Annotated in this window: 9 protein-coding genes; 5 read left to right on the forward strand and 4 right to left on the reverse strand. The window is 57.9% G+C overall.

The window, feature by feature from the left end:
• The first annotated feature begins 171 nt into the window (after window positions 1-171).
• The 4 genes from ETAA8_RS16735 to ETAA8_RS16750 are packed head-to-tail and all read left to right on the forward strand — an operon-like array spanning window position 172 to window position 5,475.
• Complete coding sequence (locus tag ETAA8_RS16735) at window positions 172-2,646, forward strand: DUF1549 domain-containing protein (protein ID WP_145090585.1); 2,475 nt, start codon at window positions 172-174, stop codon at window positions 2,644-2,646.
• The gene (locus ETAA8_RS16740; RefSeq protein ID WP_145090588.1) at window positions 2,604-4,244 is read left to right on the forward strand and encodes a PPC domain-containing protein; all 1,641 of its coding nucleotides are present in this window, start codon (window positions 2,604-2,606) and stop codon (window positions 4,242-4,244) included. Before ETAA8_RS16735 ends, ETAA8_RS16740 begins: the two co-directional genes overlap by 43 nt.
• Window positions 4,245-4,264: 20 nt before the next feature.
• Complete coding sequence (locus ETAA8_RS16745; protein ID WP_145090591.1) at window positions 4,265-4,822, forward strand: HDIG domain-containing metalloprotein; 558 nt, start codon at window positions 4,265-4,267, stop codon at window positions 4,820-4,822.
• Window positions 4,783-5,475: a TVP38/TMEM64 family protein gene (locus ETAA8_RS16750; protein ID WP_145090594.1), complete on the forward strand. Its 693-nt coding sequence runs from the start codon at window positions 4,783-4,785 to the stop codon at window positions 5,473-5,475. Before ETAA8_RS16745 ends, ETAA8_RS16750 begins: the two co-directional genes overlap by 40 nt.
• A 12-nt stretch (window positions 5,476-5,487) precedes the next feature.
• Here ETAA8_RS16750 and serA read toward each other — a convergent pair whose 3' ends face one another.
• From serA to ETAA8_RS16765, 3 genes are all read right to left on the reverse strand, one after another.
• A complete protein-coding gene (serA, locus tag ETAA8_RS16755) occupies window positions 5,488-7,110 on the reverse strand; it encodes a phosphoglycerate dehydrogenase (RefSeq protein WP_145090597.1) in 1,623 nt (540 codons plus the stop codon).
• Between the two features lie 55 nt (window positions 7,111-7,165).
• The gene (gene serC / locus ETAA8_RS16760) at window positions 7,166-8,275 is read right to left on the reverse strand and encodes a 3-phosphoserine/phosphohydroxythreonine transaminase (protein ID WP_145090600.1); all 1,110 of its coding nucleotides are present in this window, start codon (window positions 8,273-8,275) and stop codon (window positions 7,166-7,168) included.
• Between the two features lie 275 nt (window positions 8,276-8,550).
• Complete coding sequence (locus ETAA8_RS16765; protein WP_145090603.1) at window positions 8,551-9,111, reverse strand: hypothetical protein; 561 nt, start codon at window positions 9,109-9,111, stop codon at window positions 8,551-8,553.
• A 108-nt stretch (window positions 9,112-9,219) separates the two neighbouring features.
• Between ETAA8_RS16765 and ETAA8_RS16770 the strand changes: the two genes are divergently transcribed.
• Entirely contained in the window at window positions 9,220-10,221 is a 1,002-nt protein-coding gene (locus ETAA8_RS16770) for a DMT family transporter (RefSeq protein ID WP_145090606.1), read from the forward strand.
• Window positions 10,222-10,256: 35 nt separating this feature from the next.
• Here the strand turns inward: ETAA8_RS16770 and ETAA8_RS16775 are convergent, their stop codons facing one another.
• The gene (locus tag ETAA8_RS16775; RefSeq protein WP_145090609.1) at window positions 10,257-24,236 is read right to left on the reverse strand and encodes a PKD domain-containing protein; all 13,980 of its coding nucleotides are present in this window, start codon (window positions 24,234-24,236) and stop codon (window positions 10,257-10,259) included.
• Window positions 24,237-24,820 lie beyond the last annotated feature (584 nt).

Here is a 24,820-nt window from a genome sequence, read left to right on the forward strand (position 1 = left end):
CCCCCCTTTTGCGGTCGGCGCAATGGAATAGCCCGCCACGATCGGTTGTTGCTTGAGATTGGTCGCCTTTGCTCCTTACAATAGAAGAACCACCGGCAACGATCGGGATGACCTTTGCCGCCCCACCTTTCCCGCCCACCTAACGCGACACGCGCTTCGACGGAACCGCTCATGACGAAACTGCCCGTTCGCCCTTGGTCTTGCCGCAGCTGGCTGCTGCTGGGAATGGCCGCACTTAGTGGCAGCCTTTCCACCGCCGCAGCTGAGCCGGTGCTCGCTCGCCTCGAACCGGCCCAGGTGCTACTGCGCGGAGCTGGTTCCTCTCAACAGTTGCTGGCCATTGGCGACGATGTGGGGCGAAGTTGCGACCTGACGACCAGCGTCACCTTTCGTTCAACCGATGCCGCGATTGCCACTGTCGATGTGCAAGGGCGAGTAACGGTCGTCGGCGACGGGAAGACAACCATCATTGCGGAACTCGCCGGCAAGTCGGTCGAATGTGCCGTGGAAGTACAGCAAGCGAAGTCGCTACGCCCCACCAGTTTCGAACTCGACGTGCAGCCCATCTTCGTCAGCAATGGTTGCAGTGCTGGAGCTTGCCACGGCAAAGCCCGCGGCCAGAACGGCTTTCAGCTTTCGCTCCTCTCGTTCGACCCCGACTTCGATTTTGCCTCGCTCACCCAGCACGCCCGCGGTCGCCGAGTCTTTCCCGGTGCCCCGGAACGTAGCTTGATCTTGCAAAAAGGCGCCGCACTGGTTCCCCACGGTGGCGGCGTTCGCCTCGAACCGGCCGGTGCCGATTACGAAACCTTGCGCCGCTGGATTGCCGAAGGTGCAACGCGCCGCGTGGCAGAAGAGCCCAAACTCATCGGCGTCACCCTCTTTCCCGCGCAAGTGACGCTTCGACCGCGCGAGAAACACCGCATCTTGGTCACGGCCGAGTACTCCGACGGCACGCGCCGCGATGTCACCGCACAAACGGCCTTTCAATCGAACGAAGCGGCCATCGTGAATGTCGATCGCAGCGGGCTGATTGCTGCCGGTCCGCTCCCCGGCGAAGCCACGTTGATGGCCCGCTACATGAGTGTGATCGCCACCTGCAACGTCGCGATTCCCGTAACCGGCGACGTCGATGCTAGTCGTTACGCCGCCTTGCCGCGCAAGAACTTCATCGATGGCCTGGTCTGGGAGAAGCTTCAATCGCAAGGGCTCCTCCCTTCGCAACCCTGCGACGACGCCACATATCTGCGTCGCGCCCATCTCGATATTATTGGCCGCCTCCCCACGCCCGCTGAGGTTCGGGGCTTTCTCGCCGACACCAGCAGCGACAAACGCGACAAACTCATCGACGCCCTGCTCGAACGGCCCGAATACGCCGATCATTGGGCCGGCAAATGGGCCGACTTGTTACGCCCCAACCCTTATCGCGTCGGCATCAAGACGGTCATGTCGATGGACCAATGGATCCGCGATAGCTTGCGCGCCAACAAACCCTATGACGAGTTTGTCCGCGAGATTGTGACGGCCGAGGGAAGCACTTGGAAGAACGGCGCGGCGGTTGTCTTCCGCGATCGTCGTGAGCCGGCCGAATTGACGACGATGATTTCGCAACTCTTCCTCGGCACGCGGCTCGACTGCTGCAAGTGTCATCATCACCCGTTTGAAAAATGGAGTCAGGACGACTTCTACAGTTTCGCGGCTTACTTTTCGCGCGTCGGTCGTAAAGGGACCGGCCTTTCGCCCCCTATTTCCGGCAGCGAAGAGGTGATTCTGTTCGGCAAGAAGGTCGTAGTGAAGCACCCGACAACCGGCCAGGAAATGGAACCTCGTCCACTCTACGGCACAGCGCCAGCGATCGCCGAAGGGGATGATCCGCGTCAAGCCTTGGCCGCTTGGATCACCGCCGACGACAACGAACTGTTCGTGCAAACGATCGCCAATCGCCTGTGGGCCGAGTTAATGGGGCGCGGGCTGGTCGAACCCGTCGATGATTTGCGGGCTACCAATCCTCCCTCGAATCCGGCATTGCTCGGCGCACTGGGGAGTCATCTGCGACAACAGAAGTACGACCTCAAGCAACTGATTCGTACAATTTGCACGTCGTACGTCTATGGCCTGAGTGTGCGCCCCGAGGGGACCAACGTGCAAGACACGCGCAACTTCTCGCGCCGCTATCGCACCCGCATGCGAGCCGAAGTGCTGGCCGACGCCATCTGCGATATCACCGGGCTCCCCGAAAATTATCAAGCGATGCCCGCTGGCTCACGAGCCAATCAATTGTGGACCACGCGCATCGACAGCCTCACGCTCGATACGTTTGGCCGCCCCGACCCGAATCAAGATCCTCCCTGCGAGCGAATGAGCGACGGCGCGGTGACGCAAGCCTTGCACCTGATGAACTCGAAGACCATTCAAGGCAAAGTGACCGACGACGCGGGAATTGCCAATCAACTCGCCAAGAGCGAGCGTTCGCCCGATCAAATCATCGAAGAGTTGTACATGCTCTGTTATGGCCGCCTGCCCGATGCCGCCGAGCGCGACATCGGCACGCAGGTCTTCGCCCGCCCCGAAACTTCCCGCCGTCAATCCACCGAGGACCTGCTATGGGCGCTGCTCAACACGCCGGAATTCTTCTTCCAGCGATAAAGTTCAGCGCGCTCGTGCTGCTGGCCAATTCGGCGCTCACGGCTGCGCCGCCGGATGTCACCTCGCTCTATCCAGCCGGAGGTGCGCCTGGCGAACAGGCAGCCGTCACCGCAACCGGCACGTTCGCCAATTGGCCGGTGCAAGTTTGGACCAGCGACAACCGCTTGCAGGTCGAATGCGAAAAAGAGAAGGGCAAGCTGAAAATTCGCATCGCCGACGACGCCATTGCCGGCATTGCCTGGCTGAGGCTCGTCGACGACGAAGGGGCTTCGACTCCTCGCCCGTTTGTCATTGCTCATCTCCCCAGTCTGTTGGAGAAGGAACCGAACGACAAACTGACACAGGCTCAGCAGGCCGCTCTACCCTTCGTCGCCCACGGTCGGTACGACAAAAGCGGCGATTCCGACGCCTATGCCGTTCAACTCACGGCCGGACAGACGGTCGTCGCCAGTTTGCAATCCCATCTGATTCTGGGTTCGCCCGCAGACGGCACGCTACAAATTTGCAACGAAGCCGGTCTGGTGCTGGCCATGAATCAAGATGCTGGTGGACTCGATGCGTTGCTCTCGTACACGGCCAAGAGCGACGGAACTTATTTCATCCGCACGTTTGCCCTCCCTGCAACGCCCAATAGCGGGATCAATTTCGCGGGGGGCGAACTCTTTATCTATCGCCTAACCATTACCACCGGTCCCTTTGCCGATGCCGCGTTGCCGCTGGCGATACCTCGCGGCGAGCCAACTCCGCTGAAGCTGGTCGGTTGGAATGTGTCCGCCGAGCCGGTTGTGGCCACGGAACCGGAACATCTCCAAACCGAGCCTTGGTACTGGTCGCCACCTGGCACTGCGGGACTTATTCCGCTCAAACGCGTCAGCATGCCATCCATCGTCGCCTCCGCTCAGTCACTGACCGCGGAAGGTCAAGCAATTGAAGCCCCTTGCTGCGTCTCAGGAGTGATTGCCCAAAAGCGCGAAGTGCATCGCTTTAAGTTCAGCGGCAAGAAGGGAACCAAGCTGACCATCGCCGCCGAGTCGCAGAGCCTGTCGTTCGATCTCGATCCCTTCCTGAAGTTGAGCACTGCCAGTGGCCAACCGGTGATCGAAGCCGATGACGCGGGCAAGCTGCGCGATCCCACGCTCAACGCCACCCTGGCCGCGGACGGCGACTACGTGCTCGAGGTGCGCGATCTGCATCGGAGCGGCGGACCACGGCATGTCTATCGCCTGACCATCGACGTTCCTCAGCCCAAATTGACCCTCAGCGTCACCGCAGGGAATCAACTGCTCGAAGCTGGCAAGACTCTCGAAATTCCCGTTTCGATCAATCGCCAAGGCTTTACTAGCGAAGTCTCCATCGCTGCCGTTGACCTGCCGATGGGAGTGACCGTCGAGGCAGTCACTTCACCCGCCAAAGGTGAAACGGCCAAACAAGTGAAGCTGATTTTTACGGCGGCCGCCGATGCTCAGGCAGGGCCCATTCGCATTGTTGCTCGCGATGCCGAGGATAAGGAATTGGCCACGGCCTTGGTGACGCAAACCCTCGGCGGCAGTACCTTCCAGCACAGCAGCATCTGGCTGGCAATTAAGAAGCCCAAATAGACGATCGAGTCGCCGGCAACATGAGCAATCCTCTTGACCGCACCGCTTCCCTCGCCCTGATGCACGAATATGTCAGCAGCGAAGCGCTGCGCAAGCACATGCTGTGCGTCGAGGCCGCCATGCGTGCTTACGCGCGCCAGTGGGGCGAAGATGAGGAAACGTATGGCACTGTCGGACTGCTGCACGACTTCGACTACGAGCGGTGGACCAATCCGCCCGATCATCCGCTGCAAGGAGCCGAAATCCTGCGCGAGCGAGGCTATCCCGAGCAGGTGATCTACGCGATCAAGTCGCATGCCGATTATCTACCCGATTGCCCGCGCGTCAGTCGCCTCGACAAGACCCTTTACGCTTGTGACGAACTGTGCGGATTCATCATCGCTTGCGCCGCGGTGCGACCAGAGCGACTCGTGAGCATGGAAGCCAAGAGCGTGAAGAAAAAGCTGAAGCAGAAGAGTTTTGCCGCCGCCGTCAACCGCGACGACATCGACCGCGGGGCTGCCGACTTGGGACTCGACCTCGATGAGCACATTCAGTTTTGCATCGCCGCGCTGGCAGCGATGCCGTCGGAAAGTTAGTCGTGCGCGATATTCTGCGGCCGATGCTGCCGATGATTGTGGTGCTGGCGATCCCGCTTGTGCCTTTAACGCTGCTGGGGTTCGATTGGCAGGATCAAATTGGCGAATGGGGCAAGTCGCGCGAGTCGCAAGCTTTGACCGCAGCTGCCATCATCGGCTTGCTCGCCAGCGATATCTTTCTGCCGATTCCTTCGAGCGTACTTTGTACGGCAGCGGGTTGGCAGTTGGGCGTGCTGCTGGGAACATTGGTCGCCTGGCTGGGAATGTCGCTGGGAGCTGCACTCGGTTTCGCGCTCGCCCGGGGCATCGGTGCGCCGTTAGTGGCCTGGCTGACGACACAATCCGACTTGGAGCGCGCAGAAGAACTTACGCGCAAGCTGGGCCCCTGGTTGCTGGTCGTCGGTCGCGGCATTCCCGTCGTGGCCGAAGCGAGCGTGCTATTTGTGGGGATGCACCAGATGAGGTGGCGAACGTTCTTGCCGCCAGTACTGCTGAGCAATTTGGGCCTGGCGCTCGCCTATGCGGCCTTTGGCCAATTTGCCGAGCGATATCAGTGGCTACCACTGGCGCTGGGCGTATCGATCGCGCTGCCGGTGTTAATGGCAGCGGCGTTTAGCGCGTGGATGAGAGGCAAGCAAAGCGCGGGCCCCTGACCTCATCCCTTACTACCAACCCAACCAGCTAGGGAGCTTGCCAGCGGGTGGCATGGGAATGACTCGAGCGCTGGTGATGCTGGGGTGAGATAGCACTTCATCGATGGCGGCCTTGGGAGGCACGGTATCGAGATTAAGGACCCCGACCGCTGTTCCACCGGGCACGGCACGACCTACGGTCATGTGACCGATGTTCACACTGTGCTTGCCAAAGATGGTGCCGACCGCGCCGATGATGCCGGGCACGTCGTTGTGCGTAAAGACGAACAGATTGCCGTCGATATAAGCTTCCAGGCGCGAGTCGTCCAGGCGAATCAACCGCGGCATGTTGTTGCCAAAGAGCGTGCCGGAAGCGACGTGAATCTTGTTCCCCGTCTTCACTTCAACCGACATCGACGAACTGAAGGCACCCATATCGGGGCGTGATTCTTCCGTCAGCACGATGCCCCGTTCACGCAGCAGCACTTCGGCATTGACGATGTTCACTTCTTCGTCGAGCGCCTTTTCGAGCAGGCCTGCACAGAAGGCGGAAGTCAGGAGCTTCGTGTTCCGCTTGGTCACTTCGCCACGATAAGTAATGTGACAGCCAGCTGCTCCGCTCGGTTGCCATTCGGCCATCAGCAGGCCCAACCGCCAGGCGAGATCGAGATAACCCTTCATTGCCTGTAACGTGGCGGGATCGACCGAGGCCATATTCACGGCATGACGAACTTCGCCCGTCGAGAAATAGTTAATCAGCAGTTGCACCGCTTCGAGCGCGACTTGCTGCTGTGCCTCTTCGGTGCTGGCACCCAGGTGAGGCGTGCAGAGGACGTTGGGCATCTTCAGCAGCGGGCTGGTAGTGTTCGGTTCTTCGACGAACACGTCGAGCGCGACGCCGCCGAGCTTGCCACTTTTGAGTCCTTCGACCAGCGCTGCTTCGTTGTAGATGCCGCCGCGGGCGCAGTTGATTAACCGGCAGCCGGGCTTCAATTTCTCGATCGCAGCCGAGTCAATCAGGTCGGTCGTTTCTGGCGTCAGAGGGGTATGCACCGTCAGGTAGTCGATATGCGGAAACATATCGGCAACCTTATCAACACGTTGAATTCCCAGCTTTTGCGCCTGCTCGCTTGAAAGGAACGGGTCGTAACCCATTACTTTCATTTGAAAGGCATTGGCCCGCTTGGCCACCTCCTGGCCGATGCGTCCGAGGCCAACGATGCCCAGCGTTTTGTCGGCAACTTGCGAACCCATGTACGTCTTGCGGTCCCACTTACCGCCGCACAGGGTCATGTGAGCTTCGGCCACGCGGCGCGAGAGAGCCAGCAGCAGCGTGAACGTATGTTCGGCCGTGCTCAGGGTATTGCCTGTGGGCGTATTCATCACCACGATGCCGAGGCGAGTGGCAACATTTTTGTCGATGTTGTCGGTTCCCACACCGGCCCGCGCAATGGCCTTCAGCCGCTTGTTTCCTTCGAGCGCCTCGCCGTTGATCGTCACCCCGCTGCGGCAGATCGCTCCATCAAACTCCGCGAGCGCGCTGCGCAGAGCGGCACCCTTGAGACCGGTGCGAACTTCGTACTCGATGCCGGGCGCAGCTGCCAGCATATCGAGACCTTCTTGAGCGATCGGATCGAGAACGATGATACGGGCCATGGGGAAAGGTAGAAGTTAGAAGGCAGAAGTGAAGACAACTCACACAGAGTGACGATTAGCCGTTGTTCTTTTTGAATTCGCGCATGAAGTCGGCAAGGGCTTCGACCCCCGCGACCGGCATGGCGTTGTAGATCGAGGCCCGAATGCCGCCGACGCTGCGATGTCCCTTAAGGCCATCGAGCCCGCGGTCTTCGCCCTCTTTGCAAAATTTCTTTTCGAGGGCTTCGTTTGGCAATCGGAACGTGACGTTCATCAGCGAACGATTCGCGGTCTGGGCATGTCCCTTAAAGTACCCACCACTGCCGTCGATCAAATCGTAAATCAGCTTGGCTTTATCCTTGTTCCGCTGATGCATCGCCTTCAGCCCGCCCACATCGTCCTTTAGCCAGCGGAGGACGAGCCCCATCAGGTAGATGGCGAAGGTCGGCGGCGTGTTGTAGAGCGAATCTTCTTTCACGTGATTCTTGAAGTTCAAATATCCCGGCAAGCTATCCTGCGAACGGGCCAGCAGATCGTCGCGAATGATGACGGCAGTCACCCCAGCTGGGCCCGCATTCTTTTGGGCACAGGCATAGACCAGGCCGATATTCTTGAAGTTCAAGGGGCGATGTAAAAAGTCGCTCGAAGCGTCGATCACCAGCGGCGATGCGCCAGTATCGAGCTCTTCAGCAAACTGCACGCCTTGAATGGTCTCGTTGCTGCACAAATAGGTAAAGGCAGCATCCGGATTCAGACCGGCCTCGGCTTGCGTGGGCAAGCGATCGTAATTGGTTGCTTTGCCGTCCCAAGTGACCTTCACCTGGCCTTCGCGCTTGGCCTCGTCGAGCGCCATTTTGCTCCACGAACCGGTGATGACGTAATCGGCGGCAGCGCTTTGGCCACGCAGCAGGTTCATCGGCACCATCGAGAACTGCAATCGCGAACCGCCCTGCAAAAAGATGATGTGATAGTTCTCGGGAATCGCCAGCAACTCGCGCAGCATCTGCTTGGCACCAGCCAGAATATCGAGAAAGCCCTGAGCCCGGTGGCTCATCTCGAGAATGCTCATGCCGTAGCCAGGCAGCGACACCAAATCCCGCTGAACTTGTTCCAGGACCGGCAGCGGCAACACGGCGGGACCGGGGGAAAAGTTGAAAACGCGCTGATTGGCGGTGACGGTCGACATGGAACAGCTACTCCCTCAAAGGACGGCCCGCTCAATCGACACGGATTGGGGGCAAAAGTTCAGCCAGGGGCAAACCGAGATTTTAGGATGATCGGTCGCAGTCGGGGAGGGGACAAGAGTCGTTTGAGGACTTCGCTCGGCTACTTCTCCCCCAGCAAATGTCGCGGCAGCCCGCAAGGGAAGACTGGACCGGTGCTTCAATCGCCAAACCGATTCGGCCGGCACCGGCGATCGTCTAGCCAACAACGGAAGCCGCGGTGGGTACTTTCTCAGCCTTAGCCTCGCCGAGCGTTGCGCTGATTGACGATGTATTGGTAAATGTGCTCAAGAGGCATCTGCGGAGTCGCAAGTTCGATCTTGTAATGCCAGTTAGAATACTTCTTACAACCTTCAGCGTCCGGATGAAACGTGTTCGGATCGGCAAGATTGGCGAGGTCGATCCCGATGAACCTGCCCGTATCGCTTTCGGCAATCTCCATCCGGCTAATATTGTGATACGGAATCTGAGTAATCACTTTCTTCCGGTTGACGACGTATTGCAGCCGATCATGCCCCATGACAAGGCCGCCCCGATTCAACAGCAAGACGATTCCTGCTGCAATCAGCAGTAGACCACCGGAGCCCAAGACGAGCGCCAGCAGGCCAGCGCCGCTGGTGAACTCATACCTTCCGGCGGGTCCACCAAAACTGAAGCCAGATAGTTGTGCGAGCGCGATAGTGCCTCCGAAGAAGAGCCCGATAAAGCCCATGCCAATCACGCCGAAAGCCATCGTGAGTGGAACTCGAATTTCGTGGCCGTTGATCGGCGCTGGAAGGGATGCCGCTGGCTGGTTCATACGATCCTTTCAGTTGTGCCGGCAGGCTGTGAAAATTTGGAGGAAAGGATAGCCAACCAGCGATTTCGCCACAAGCATCGGGACTCGGTACTACTGAACGCAGATGCTATGCTGCAGACTCTACGCGATAAACCTCTCTCCTTTGTTCCTGCCATGCTAACGCAAACTACTTCTGCCGAGCGTTGGCGCGCCAGGCTGCTGGTGCTGATTGCGGCGCTGCTTTGGAGCAGTAGTGGCTTCTTTGCCAAGGCTCCGGACTTCAAGGGTTGGCCAGGGCCGACGATTGCGTTTTGGCGGGCTCTGTTTGCCTGCGTCATCTTGTTGCCGATGGTGCGCCGCCCGAGTTGGTCGTGGAAGATGGTGCCGATGACACTCATCTTCGCCGCCATGAACTATACGTATCTCACCGCCATGGCCCGCGGCTCAGCTGCCAACGCAATCTGGCTGCAAAACACTGGCCCGATGATCGTGCTGCTGGTCGGTGTTTTGGTATTCAAGGAATCATCGCGCGGGCTCGATTGGCTAATGGCAGCCCTCTCTTCAGCGGGCATCGGGTTGATCCTCTACTTTGAATCCCAAGGGGCCGCCTTCGATGCCGTGCTCTATGGGCTGGCTTCGGGCATCACCTACGCCGGGGTCGTCCTCTCGCTGCGCATGCTCCGCGAGCACGAAAGTGCCTGGCTGATCGCTCTCAATCACATGGTGACGGCCTGCATCCTCGCGCCGTTTGCGCTGCCACTGCTAGCGCCGGTCTACGAACTTGAAGCCAGCGTCGTCGAGCAGTATTGGCCGCAGGGTCGGCAATGGCTGATGCTCGCAGCCTTCGGCATTTTTCAAATGGGACTACCCTATTTCCTCTTCGCTCGTTCGCTGCGGACAATTCCCGGCCACGAAGCGAGTGGCATCGGGCTGGTCGAGCCGCTGCTTGTGCCGGTCTGGGTCTGCCTGGCTTGGGGCTGGCGCGAGAACATGCCCGCCTGGTGGACCATCGCTGGTGGCGGACTGATCTTTTCTGGCCTCGTCCTGCGTTACTTAGGCACACTCCGCGATCAACCTGAACTCCCTGTCAGCAATAGGCCGGATGCCAACGAGGCACCGGCCAATGCCTAGGATTACGTGTGGTCAGCGCGCGGTCAGCGCTAAACTTACTCAAGATTGCTCAGCGATTCCGAACTGCTGTTGCGATCAATAAGCAGATCTTCCAGGCTATTGGCGAAGAACCAATCGAGACCTGCCTGCCCACGGAGGTTATCGATATCGTCGTCGTCAAACACCGTCGCAGCACCGAGACCGGAGTCGCCAGCCACTCGCAGCACATACGCGCCGTTGGCACCGGTTCCTTGCCGCAAATTATTAACGCGCGTTGCGTAGTTATTGCCACTTGTCCACTCAGCCATGATGGCAGTGAGCGCGGCAATGTTGGCATCGTAGCTAGTGGTTCCGGCAATCAGCAGATCGTCGCCGCCACCACCGTCGATGCCGGGTGGAATCAAATCGGCTTCGCCGTTATCCGCGCCCGTACCACCAATGAGCAGATCGCGGCCAGCGTTGCCAACGAGCGTATCGTTGCCGGCATTACCGACCACGATGTCGTCGCTGGTTCCACCCGTTAGCCAGTCGTCGCCAGAGCCGCCGAACAGGATGTCGTTGCCACCCAGGCCATTCAAAACGGCAGTTCCCGAGAAGCCACTGGCATCCATCACATTGTTACCCGCGCCACCTTCGAGTTCGGCGACCGTAATTCCCTGCAAGTTGAAGGAAGTACCGTCCGAGATCGACAAGTGAGAATCGGTCAGTGTGAAATTGGCGTTGCGGACAGCTGCGACCGAAACAAATCCTCCATTGCCGGTGAGTGAGCCCGTACCGGTCCAAGCGGTGATATCGAACGTGGCACCCGTCGGTCCCGCAATCAGATCGGCGACGGTGATGCCCGACAGAACTACATCCATGGCGTCGTCGGTTTGCAGGCGATTGTTCGCGAGTTCGAAGTTGGCGCTCTTCGTGGCCCGCACTACGTCGGTGCCACCGCCACCGGCGAATGTGCCTGAGCCGGTCCAGCCGCTCGCATCGAACGTATTATTGCCAGCGCCGCCAGTGAGATTGGCAATCTCGATGGTGTTGAGTGCCAGCGACATTCCATCGAGGGTCGTAAAGGCACCATCGCCAATCGCGAAGTTGGTGTCCTTGGTGGCCGTCACGATATCGTTTCCACCGAGCCCCGTCAGCGAACCAATGCCCGTCCAACCGGTGACGTTGAACGTATTCGCACTCGTGCCGCCAATCAGGTTGGCGATCGTGATGTCTGACAGAATCAAATCGAAGCCGCCGGAAACAGACACGGTGGAATCGGTCAACGTGAAGTTGCCGTTGCGAGTGGCTGCCACGGTATTGGTCCCACCGCCGCCGACTACCGCGCCGGTTCCGGTCCAACCGCTGACATCGAACGTGTTATTGCTCTCGCCACCAATCAGGTTCGCAATCTCCATTGTCGCCAGCACCATGTTCAAACCATCGCTGGCGGTGAGATAAGTGCTACCGAGCGTGAAGTTCGTATCCTTGATGACAACGAGCATGTCACTGCCACCTGCGCCGGTCAGCTTGCCACTTCCCGTCCAACCGCTCACGTCGAACAAGTGACTTCCACCGCCATCGGTCAGGTTTGCGACCTCGACGCTCGAAAGATCGAGCGCGAGCCCATCCGTCGTCGTCAGGTTGGCGTTCGTCAGGATGAAGTCGGTATTGCGATTGGCAATGAGCGTATCGCTGCCGCCGTTGCCAGCAACCAGGCCCGTGCCGCTCCACCCCGAAACGGTGAACGTATTATCGCCATCGCCGCCATTGAGGTGAGCCGATTCGACGCTCGCGAGACTCCAGTTGGGTAGCCCGGAAATGGCAAGCGAAGTGTTCGTCAGGGTGAAGTTGGCATCGTGAGAGGAGAGTATGGTATCGATATCTCCGCCACCATCGACGGATAGATTGCCGGTCCAACCAGCTACGCTGAAGGTGTTTGTCGAGGCACCACCTGTCAGTTCGGCCCGGCCGATGGCATTGAGCGTCATGAACATTCCGTTTGCCGTCAAATGCGAGTCATTCAGGATGATGAAGGTGTCATTGACGTAGATCACGCGGTCGGCACCACCGCCACCGGTAATCGAGCCAGTGCCGGTCCAGTCGCTTAGCGTGAACTGGTTCGCGCTGGCACCACCGGCGAGATTGGCAACTGCGATGCTATCCAAGGCGAAGAACTTAGTGCCGACTGTCAGCGAAGTGTCGCCCAGCACCATGTTGAGGTTTGCAGTCGCCACGACCGTATCGACGCCACCGTTGCCGGAGAACGATCCGGTCCCTGTCCATCCGGCAAGTGTGAACGTGTTGTTGCCGGCACCACCTGCGAGATTCACACTCTCGATGCCGCTGAGCGAATCAACTCCACCGTCATCGCCCGTGAGAGTCGTGGCGGTCACCGTGAAATTGGTGTCTCGTCCGGTTAGTGCCCAGTCGGTGCCGCCGCCGCCGATGAGTGTATTGCTCCCCAAACCGCCCAGCAGACTGTCGTTGCCACTGCCACCGTTGAGAACGTTGTTGGCCGCATTGCCAATCAGCACATCCGAACCATCACCACCAGTGACGTTCTCGATGTTAGCTGCTTGCCCCGCTTCGAACACTTGCAGCGTGCGGTTGGTATGGAAGCCAAGCATTTGCGATTGGCTGCTCAGATCGATTAACAGAGTATCGGTTGCATCTAGCGCACTGAAATTGAGAAGATCGGTTCCGCCACCGGGAAGTTCGACAATGGTATCGGTCTGTTCGATCGCGGTGGTCGTGAAGATATAAGTGTCGTCGCCGAGACCGCCGGTCAGAACGTTCGAGAGTTCGTTGCCAGTGAAGAAGTCGTTTTGCGCACTACCGATCACGTTCTCGAACGTCCCCGTGGTACCGAGTCGAAGCTTCAAATTGCTATTCACGGTTTGATTGGCGGTCACAGCCAGTTTGATCGTGACTCCAATCGTGGTCGTCGACGAGAAATCGAGCGTGTCGATGCCTAGAAAATCGTCGAGCTGATCGGTTCCCAGTTGCGAATCGGTGTCAAACAGATAGGTGTCATTGCCGTCACCGCCGTCGAGTGTATCGTTGCCCGCACCACCTTCGAGCGTATCGTCCGCTTCATTGCCCAGCAGCGAATCGGCCCCCGCGTTACCGATGAGGATATTCTGCTGGCTGTCGCCGGTGAGAATATCGTTCCCTGAACCGCCCGTGAGGTTCTCGATACCGCTAACTCCACCGGTGGCGGTAGCGGCTCCGGTCAGTAAGTTCGCATTGACCGACGTCGTAAACTCGCTGTAGTCAAGCGTGTCGCTGCCTTCCGCGCCGATCACACTACCGCTCACGGAGCTCCCTATCGCAAAAGCAAATGTGTCGTTGCCGCTGCCACTATCGAGAATGGCGATGCCGGTGAAGTCCACCGGGCCGCTGATTCCAACGATGTTGCCTGCATTCGCGCCGGTGACATTCCAGCGAGCATCGAGCGAGCCGCGATACACCAAAGCATCCTCCCCGCCGTTGCCAGCCACCGTCAAACCGCCGGCAAACTCAGCCATCGCTTCCACAATGAAGGCGTTTGTCGAACCGGTGCCACTCAGGCTGGCAGCGGTCGGGCTGTAGATTGCTCCATCCAGAATGATTAAGCCATTTGAGTTGAGATGGATCGCGACGTTCCCCGCTGAGGTGATACTTCCTGTGCCCATGAGAATGATGAAACTGTCTGCTTGAACAGTGACCCCAGCCGACCCCTCCATGCTGGAGAGCATTTGGATCAATTGCGCGGCCTGAACGTTAACCGAACCGCTCGCCGCCAAGATGGGCGCGGGCGTGAATAACTCGCCCGCCGACGTGGTGACACTGATGTTGCCACTCGAAGTCGTGATGCCGTTGATTCCATCAACGGTTCCCACCGTCAGTGAACTCCCCCCGACATAACTGACATCGCCACTCGACGTCAGCAAGGCAATGGTGACGACGTGATTGGCAGGCCCCCCCGTCGACAAATAGATGCCAGTGCCGGCTTCGATCGCTAAATCGACGGTGTTTATGCCGGCGGTCGACTGAGTCACTGCTCCTTCCGTCCGTAGGCTGAGTTGTCCAGTAACTGCCACAGCCCCAAGTTGGATATCCCCCGCGTTAATCAGGGTGACGTTCTCTGCATTGAGCGTAATCAAGCCCTGGAGATCGTTGGTCGGATTATCGAGCACAATATTCGCGCCACTGAATGACGCGTGTGTCGCATTGATGGCAAAATCCTGGGTAATGTTTCCCGCTGCAGCAACCGTTAGATCACCGGACACGCCGAAGCCGTGAATTGCCAGGTCGTTTGCATCGCTAATTGCCAGGTTACCATCGACACCGATGGAGACTGGGCCGCCAAAATCGTTGAGGGGATTGTCCCACACGATGTCGCCGGCACCACCCATGCTGAATACCGACGTGTTTCCCTGGATGACGATGGATGACGAAGGAGCCTGCTGAATGGAACCGCCAGCGATTAAAAAGAGATCGCCAGTGAGGGAGACATCGCCAAAGTTGAAAGAACTGGAGTTCGACAGATGAAGGCTGCCGGAAGTGACCGAGATGTTTCCCGACATCGCATTCTGGAGCGACGACAAGTAAATCTCGCCCGTGCTCCCTGCATCCAGAATCACGTCGCCCGCAACCTCGAGTCTCATCACTCCCATGATGGTTTCGGCCGCGATGAAAAGGTCGCCGGTGACAACTTGAGGTCCTCCAAGGCTCGGAGCAACCACGTCCTGAGCACCTTCCTGCCCATCGATCAGCAAGTCAGTGTCTGCCCTCAACGTGAGCGAGTTGATGACCAACGTTTGGTTACCGGCACCCAAGTTGAAGGCGAGAGACATGCCAGCGCTGGGGACAGCGAACTCAGTGACGGGAATCGAGTCGATGCCGCTATCGATGTGAGCAATACCCGTGCTGTAGTCGTTGATGGAAAGCTCGGTGTCGGCCGTCCCTGGCAGATTGAAGGTGACATTATCCGCGGTGCCCGTATTACGGATGTGGTCTGTTCCCGTAAAGGAGACGGTGCCGTAGTTTTCCAGGATGATGTTTCCTGAAGTTCCACTCGCGTAGTTGTAAGTGACCGAGCCTTGCTCGCCACCGATGATGCGCAGGCTGTCGGAAGTTGCGCCTTGGGGTTCGCCGCCGGCGAAGTCGATACCACCGACAGGTAGCGGATTACCGCCGTTGAAGTCGATGGTCAGCGTATCGTTGCCGTCGGCAGCATTGACGAGCAAGACACCTGTAATATCGTCCGCGAGAATATCGACCGTGTGCGCGTCGATTTGAATTGCTCCCGCCAGCGCGATCAGCGGAAAGTAGGGGTCTGAGATCCGTATATAGACGCCGTCGCGCGAGATCGTCAGGTCGTTCGAGGTTGTCCCGGCGGTGTCCGTAACAATTACGTTGCCACCGACGAGCTCTACCGTCGTTCCTAATTGCGAAACGGTGATTTCAAATTCACGCTCGGTTGCCAGACCGTCGTCATCGATGACAGTCAAGATGGCCGTGTAAGTTCCCGGCTCGGTATAGGTATGTGTCCCAGCTGCAGTGCCAAAGCCGTTAGCCTCCGTCACGCTGGCCGTCTCAATTGCCGAGCCATCACCCCAGTCAATCGTGGCGGTGTGTGTATCGAGAATGCCCGCATCGCTGAAATCTGCCGAAAGGGGAAACTCTTCCCCAACTTGCGCCGTGAGGTTGGAATTGCCGTCGCCATTGTAGCGGGCAATTGCAAAATCGAACGTGAAGTTGCCAAACTGACTGAACGTCGTGCCCGCGACCACAAAGCCGCCCATTGGATCGAGGGCGATCGAGTGCGCGTTATCAATCGGCGAATTGAAGTCGTCTAACTTGAATCCGTTCGTGCCGAATTGCGAATCGATGGTGCCGTCGCTGTTGAGTCGGGCTACGGCGAAGTCGTTGGAACTCGGTCCAGCGGTTATCGAGTATCCCGCAATCAGAACCTTACCGTCGGCCTGAATTGCCAGGTCCGAGCCCGTATCGATGCCGCCAAAATCGATCCGCGTACTACCCTCGTCGCCGAAGGACAGATCGTAGCTGCCATCGCTGTTCCAGCGCGACACTTGCACGTCACCGCTCTGAGTGGTGAAGACCCCGGTCAGTTTTCCGTCTGGCTGAATTGCCACCGAAACCAACCCATCTGGCGATGCATCGGTCAGAACTTGAACGATCCCATTCGTACCAAACGAAGAATCGAGTATGCCGCTTGGGTCGTACCGCAGCAGGGCAAAGCCCGCGTCGATTCGTGCGGCAACCACGATTTTGCCGTCGGGCTGCACGAGCACACTATTGCCGCTGTCGTTTCCATTTACGCTGGTAGTCGTAGAGCCCGCGGTGCCAAACGAGGTGTCGAGCGAACCATCGGGCATGATGCGGGTAAGTAGAATGTCTCCCATTCCCGCCGTGGCAACAAAGCCAGTGACTACGAGTTTGCCGTCGGCCTGCAGGGCAACATCTGCCGTGTGCACGTCGACATCGCCAAAGTGAAACTCGGCGAGACCGTTGACGCCAAACGAAGTATCCAGTGTGCCGTCGCTGTGGTAGCGGGCAACGCCCATGTGCGGCAAACCCATCGCTTGGATCGGCCCAGCCACGATAAACCGGCCATCGGGCAGCAGCACCAGGCTTTCGACAAAGTTCATCATCGCGCCGGGGAAAACCGTTCGTACCAATCCAGCATTGCCGAACGAGGTATCGAGCGAGCCATCGCGATTGTAGCGCATCACATTCCAGGACATCGCGGCACTCATGTCGTGCGCGGTGCCGGCAACTAGCGTCTTGCCGTCGGGCTGAACGACTACTTCAGTGCGGCCGAAGTTCATCGTTGGTCCGATAAACGCCGTTGTCACAAGCCCACTCTCGCCGAACGTCGTATCGACGGCACCATTCGCCTCGAATCGTACCAGGTTGACATCAAACTGCATTGCCGGCGGCAATCCCAGTAAGAATCCTGCGGCGATGATACTCCCGTCGGCCTGCATGGTGGCCGCCACTATATTGCTGCGGGGAGCAACGACGTCTGCTTCAGCGAGACCATCGATGCCAAAGGTCAAATCCAGGTTGCCGTCGGTGAGGTAACGTGCCACAGCAAATGACGGAATACCACTGCTGTTTGTAGCGGTACCCACCAGCAAGATTTTGCCGTCCGCCTGCAAGAACATGTCGTTGATGGTATCGTTGCCACCATGAAAGTCGGTAATGTTGAGTCCCGACGAACCCGGTCCAAATGCGCTATCGAGCGTGCCATCCGCAGCTAGTCGCATGAGTGTGAAGTCTTGCTCCACTTCACCAAAGCGACCAGCGAACACGACTTTGCTGTCGGGCTGAATCACAATCGCCTGGATTTCGTCGTCACCGCCGAGATCCGCAATCTCGTAGCCATCGTCCGAAAATGTGAGATCAAGTGCGCCAGTCGCTGTAACCTTCGCGATGAACAAGTCGCGCTGGCTGCCGTCCCACGTGGAACCGCCAAATACAATCCAGCCGTCGGCATGCAGGGCCGCATCGACCATTTGCTCGGAAAATACGCCCAAATCGACGATTGTTTTGCCACCTGTGCCGAAGGATGCGTCCAATGATCCCGAGGGCAACAGTCTGGCAATCGCGGTATCAACATCCCAGCCATCCGAAAGCTGGCCGACGAGTGTCAACGTTCCATTCACCGGATTGACGAGTAGCTTTTGCAGCCCCTCGGAGGTCCCGCCAAAGTCAATTTGCACCGAGCCCGCGCTGCCAAAGGACGTATCGAGTTGACCATTCGGCAGCAGTCGCGTCACCTGCATGTCCTGGTCGGTTCCGTTGTAAATCGAACCAGCTAAGAGGATGCCACCATCGGCCTGCAAGGCGATGGTTTGCGCAGAGAAGACTGCGGAACTGGGCAGCAAAACATCGCCGCCAGTTCCGAACGATGAGTCCAGGCTTCCGTCGGGCAAGTATCGCAGAAGGTGAAAGGCAGTCCCAGCGAACGAAGACTGATGCGCCAAGACGAGAATCTTGCCGTCGGGTTGGGTGGTCGACAGTGCCAACGGCATGTCAAACGAATCACCCGGCGCATCGGTAGTGACGTATCCGCCGCCGAAGGTTGGATCGAGAGCCGCCGGATTAGGCCCCGCGAAGACAAACGGAGCCACGTTGAGCACTGTCAACTCGTGCGACCACTCGGTACTACCTCCTTCGTCGTCGGTGACGATGACCGTAATGGTGAAGATGCCATCGTCTAAGTAGCGATGATTGCTGATTAAACTTCCCACGCCTTGCGATTCGGTAATGGAGGCATTCTCGAGTGGTGTGCCATCGCCCCAGTCGATTGTCGCAGTGTGCGTGTCGAAGCTGCTCGCATCGGCAAAGTTGATTACTAGCGGAAACCGGCTCCCTTCATTAATCGTAGCTGGCACTGGCGCGTCGCCCAGCAATCTGGCGATCGCAAAATCCAGGGTGAAACTTCCAGAAATGGTGAACGATGTTCCCGCGGCAAAGATTCCGCCCGTGGGCGAGAGGGCAACCGCCCATCCAGTATCTTGCGGCGAAGCAAAATCCAGAGTCTGGATTCCGCCCGTCCCGAAACCCAAATCCAGCGCACCGTCAGTATCGAACCTCGCCACGAGCATGTCTTGAATCGTGGGTTCAGACCCAAAGAACGTACCATTCACGAGTATCTTGCCGTCGGCTTGAACAGCTACTCCATAGCCTTCGGAATAGGTGCCGGGGACCGCCACATACGCCCAGCCGGCATCGCCAAACGCGGTGTCGATGGTGCCGTTTTCATTCACGAGGACCACCGCAGGACCTTGGCCTAAGTTGGTAAACGCGGTCGTCGCGCCGAGCACTTTGCCATCGGACTGCACGGCCAGCGATTGAATTCCGAAAGGGGTGATTCCCGGTGTGCCGTACAAGATTCCATCAGCACTGAACGTGGAGTCGAGTTCCCCATTGCTTGTGTATTGCACAAAGGCAAAGTCGAAGCCTGAGGCCTGACCAGCAACGACAATTTGCCCACCGGGCAAAACGACGAGCGCATTGAGTACATTGGAACCGTCACCCAAGTCGGTAATCGTTGTGCCGCCGGTTCCAAAACTACTGTCGAAGGTACCGTCCGTTTGCAGTCGCGTTACGAAATAATCGAACCCACTACTTCCAACTGTCGAACCACCGATCAGAATTTTGCCATCAGCTTGCACCGCAATCGCGCGGCTTTCATCGTGGTCGTTAATGTTGAGCGTAGTCCGACCAGCGGTGCCGAAGGTGTTATCGAAGCTGCCATCGGCATTCAGACGCACCACCACGACATCGAAAGTGGTAGTCAGGCCGAACTCGCTGCCAGTTAATAAGATCTTGCCATCGGCTTGGACGGCCAGCCCGCCGATTCGGTTGGGCGCGATACCAACATAGATATTCACCGAGCCGCCGTTGCCGAAGGTGGAGTCGAGCGAACCATCTGCGTTTAGTCGAGCCAGACTCAAATACCCGCCGGCTCCAATCGCCATCGAGCTTCCGGCAACCAGTGTTTTGCCATCTGGTTGCACGGCGAGCACGGTTCGTTCGAAATTGCTGAGCGGCCCCTGCAGGCCGGTAACCACGAAGCCATCGTCACTGAAAGTGGAATCGAGTTGACCGTTCGTATTGAAGCGGGCGAGGGTGATATCGGGATTGAAAAAGGTCGCGCCTGTGAATACTCCGCCCCCGATCACCAGCTTGCCATCGGCTTGCAAGCTGGCCGACACGGCATACGACTGGCTTGCATTAAAATCTGCGGTGGCCCAGCCTTGGTCGCCGAACGTAGTGTCGAAAGCGCCCGTGCTTCCATCCAAGCGCGTCAGCGCAATCGTCTGTCCACCGGAAGTCGTACTAGACGTACCGACAAGCAGAATCTGGCCATCGGATTGCACTAGCACATCGACCAGATTCTCGCTTTCGCTCTCAAGATTTACTTCGGCGACGCCATTCACGCCGAATGTCGTCACCAATTCTCCATTGAAGTCGTACTTCACTACGACGAATGTCGGTGCAGCAGAACCGGTCGTCCCCGCAACAAGAATCTCTCCTGTAGGCTGGATCACCACACCAGCAGGAATATCGTAGGTCGAACCCAAATCGGTGACGACGATCCCGCTGTCGCCAAAACTAGAATCGACGTTGCCAGTGCTTAGGAACCGTACGATGAGGAAATCGGTGTCGACACCATCGGAAACCGAGGCTGCCAAAATGATCTTGCCGTCGTCTTGCAGGGCGAGACCTTGAGGATAGTCGTTAACGCTGTAGCTAAAGCCGATTTGGCCATTGTAGGCGAAAGGTAGATCCGGACTTCCATCGCTATTAAAGCGCACAATGACCATCAAGCGAGAGTTACCTACATCGGCCGCACCAGCGAGCAAGATTTTGCCATCCGGCTGAATGAGCAACTCGGTCCCATATTCGTTTGTTCCCTCGCCCAGATCGTATGTGACCAGCCCGTCCGTTCCAAAACTAAGATCCAATTCGCCCGTCGCGGTGAATCGCTGCAGAGCAAGGTCGCCATCAGGTCCGCCCGTATAGCTGCCACCGAGCACAATCCGGCCGTCACTTTGCAAAGCGATTGCGACGGGACTAAAGGAACTGCCGGCCAGCATGGCAATGCCAGCAGTGCCAAACGTACTATCCAGTGAACCATCGACGTTGTAGCGCGCCAAGAAGTTCTTCGAACCGGCAAACGAGTTCTGAAAACCGAATACCACAATCTTGCCGTCGGTCTGAGTGATAGCCAGATCGTTGACAAATTCCAAGCTCGGGCCAGGCACATCCACGCTGTCACGACCATCACCGCTGAAGGTCGGATCAAGACTCGCGGGATTCGGTCCGTAATAGACCACGGGCCCCACGTTATCGACAAACACCGGGCTCGACCAATAAACGGTCGCTCCGTCGTCGTCGGTCACCGTCACATTGATCAGGTAGACCCCGCTCTCGGCATAGCGGTGGGTGTTCTGCATGATGCCGAAGCCCTGGTTCTCGTTGATCGAACCGCTGTCGAGTGGCGACCCATCCCCCCAATCAATCGTGGCAGAGTGATAGTCCGACACGCCGAGATCACTTAATCCAAGTGCCAAGCGATATCTGCTTCCTTCATTCACGTGATCCACGATCGAGGCATCACCTGCGAGGCGGATCACGGCGACGTCAGTGCTGAAATTAGCAAGATTCATCGTGGTGCCACCCACGACGATTTCGCCGCTTGGCAAGACCGCGATACTGGAGGCACTATCCTGCGGCGAATTCAAATCCACTTTCTGTTTGCCTGCTGTGCCGAAGGTAAGATCTAGCACACCCGCGGAAGTAAACCGCGCGATGGCGAAGTCTGAACCTGCCGGACCAGTTGATTGCGCTGTACCGGCAACAAGAATTTTGCCGTTGCTTTGCACCGCGACGCCAAATCCTTCGGCAAACCCATCGAATTGTGCAGTCGCCCAGCCATCAGTTCCAAATGTCGTATCCAGCGTGCCATTGGTATTCGCGCGCAAGACGGCAATTTCACCAGTCTCGGTATTTGTCACGCCGAGCAATTTGCCATCGGCTTGCACGGCCAGCGCTTGAATGGCAACGTCCACGCTTTCCGCTTCGCCCAGCATCACACCAGCGGTACCGAACGAAGTATCGAGCGCGCCAGTCGAGCTGTACTGGGCGAGGGCGAAACTGGATCCAAATCCATTAACTCCCCCCGCGAGAACAATCTTGCCATCCGGCAAGATGAGCAGAGACTGCGCTTGCGCACTGCTTGTGCCCAAGTCGGTCGTGGTCAGTCCACTCGTACCAAAGCTGGTGTCGAACGATCCATCTGCTTGCAAGCGAAGAACGTAGAAGTCTGCAGTTTCTCCGTCCGCTTGCGTGTGGCCGCCAACCACAATTTTCCCATCGTTCTGTACCGCGATTGCGCGTGGCACGTCTGAAGTATTGCCAAGTTCCAGTTGCACTGTGCCGGCAGTGCCGAACGAAGTATCTGCGGAACCATCGCCATGGAAACGACGAATGGCGATATCGAGTCCAGCCGCGCCACCTTGCACCGTGCCAGTTACAAGGAACTTGCCATCGGGCTGAATGGCAATGCCGCCCAGGCGGTTGAAATCGCCTAGAACTTTCACATTCAGTGTGCCGCCGGTGCCAAAACTAAGGTCGGGCGAACCATCGACGTTATTGCGCGCGATTCCCCAGCCGAGATCGCCCGTGATGCCCATGATCGTCGAGGCAATCAGGGTCTTGCCGTCGGGCTGCACAGCCATGACGGATCGGTCGAACGTAATCGTTGATCCCGCAAAGCCCGTTTGCACGAAGCCCGCACTGCCGTACGTCAAATCGAGTTGACCACTCGCGGTAAATCGCGCGAGCCCCAGGTCGAAGTCATTGACTGATGCAGCAGCGACTGCGATGCCACCCACTACCAGGCTGCCGTCGCTTTGCAGGTCAACCGCGGCGCCAAGAGCATAGGCAGAACCCAAATCGGTCGTAGCAAGACCACTAGTGCCGAAGGAAGTGTCGAGGCTTCCATTGTCATTCAGCTTCGTTAGTGCGAACAACGATTGTCCGCCACTGGGTTCGGTCGTTCCCGCCAGAATGATCTTTCCATCTGGCAGGACGAGCATGTCCTGCACTACGTCATAACCTCCGCCAAAATCAAACACGGCGACACCGTCGGTGCCGAAACTCACATCCAGCACACCAGTCTCGTCGTAGCGGGCAGCAACCATGTCCTGCGTTGCGGCATTCGTCGAACCGGAAATCAAGATGCGACCGTCGGTTTGCAACGCGATCGACCGCGCATAATCTTCCGTCCCCCCAAGGTCAGATAAGACTACGCCATCAGTGCCAAAAGAGTCGTCCGCCATTCCGTCCGCTAGGAAACGCAGCAAGACGACATCGGCACCAGTGCCGCTGACGTATGTCGTACCCAGCACCAAGATTTTGCCATCTGGTTGCAAGACCGCGTCTGTGACGTTTTCGGAGAGGTTCCCCAAGTCGACATGGACCCGCCCAGAATCCCCAAAGCTGAGATCAACGAGACCATTGGCCTCGAGTCTGAGGAGTGTGAATATCTGGTTGTTGTCACTGTACGAGTTGCCAATTACTAGCAACTTGCCATCCGCTGGCTGGATGAGCGTCTTGGCTGAATTATCGTAACTACCTTCGCCGAAATCGATCGTCGCCTGCCCTTGTTCGCCAAAGTTCGTGTCGAGCGCGCCGCTGGCGTTATAGCGACGGACGGCAAAGTCGCTATCGGATGAATTGGAGCCAGTTCCTGTTACCAGGATGCTGCCATCAGTTTGCAAGGCCAGCGAATTGGCGCTGAACGACGAACCGCCGACCGTGACCTTGCCCCCATTACCAAACGTGCTGTCCACGGTGCCGTTGGTGTTGTAACGAAGCAGGTAGGATTCCGCGCCACTGAAGCTCGATCCGAAGCCGAGAACGACGGTCTTGCCGTCCGGTTGCGTGATGGCGATATCTTGCAGGAAGTCGAGTCCCGGGCCGAGCACATCGGTCACTGCACTACCATTTGTGCCGAATGATGTGTCGAGCGTGGCGGCGTTGGGGCCCCAGTAGAGCACGGGTGCGACGTTTTGCACCAAGACCGACGTGCTCCCATTGCCCGTTTCGTTGTTTCCATCGGTCACGCTGGCCGTGATGGAATAGCTGTCTTGAATAGTGCCCGTCGGATCATCGTCCAGGTAGCGATGGGTAACCGTGAAGGTCCGCGCATTGGCGTCCCAGGTGACGTGGCCAGGCAGAGCTTGCAGGTCGATGGTTTCGCTGTTGTTCGGCGATAGTGGGTCACCCCAATTGAGAGTCAGGGAAAACGTCTCATCGGCATCCGGGTCAGCGATGGTGCCGACCAGGGTCGCCAACGAACCTTCCTGAATTGGAGCGATGGTTAAACTATCGAACGAGGGAGCCCCGGTCAGCACACGCCGCTCTTCGCAGGTTTCAAACAGCAGAGCGCGCTTTGCGTCGGTTCGCTGCTGAGTACTGCGCTTGGGCGAGGTGCGGCGATGTTTTCGGTCTTTTAGAACGGCCATGATATTCACTCCCTGAAAGCGTGGCGGTCGCTGTTCCTGCGATCCTCTCCACCATGAAATTGCGGCGTTAACGCAGTGCCCGAGGAGCCTCAAATTGGGCGACTGGGATCACTGTTGGTTCCTGAAAATGAGCCTTCGCAAGTGCGTGCCCCTTAACAACAAGATCAGCGGTTCATCGCTGTGACCGGGCCGACAGGAAGGAGCCCGATTTTTATGGGCAGTCGGTGGCGTTTACCCCAACCACACAGAAAGGTACCCGCGAATGGTGGCTGATCCCATTCGGGCCGAATATAAGGGGCAAAAGTGAAATGTCCACAGTGTAGCGGCGCGATTTAACTCACGAATCCGTCGATAGTTGCGGCAATAAGTTGCCATCACGGCGAGCGGTCGACGCGGATACCCGTATGTGGCATGTGTTTCCGACGCGAACGAGTAATTCACGGCGTTTTTTACTATACAAAAATCTTTTTTTGGCGATTTGTGGCAGGCCTAGTTCCGGGCCAAAGATGCTCGCCCCGGCCCACGCTGTGATTTCGTCGCCATTCCTCGCCAAACCCGCACAATCCTCACAACCGGCGAAGTTT

The sequence above is a fragment of the Anatilimnocola aggregata genome (assembly GCF_007747655.1).
GTDB lineage: Bacteria > Planctomycetota > Planctomycetia > Pirellulales > Pirellulaceae > Anatilimnocola > Anatilimnocola aggregata.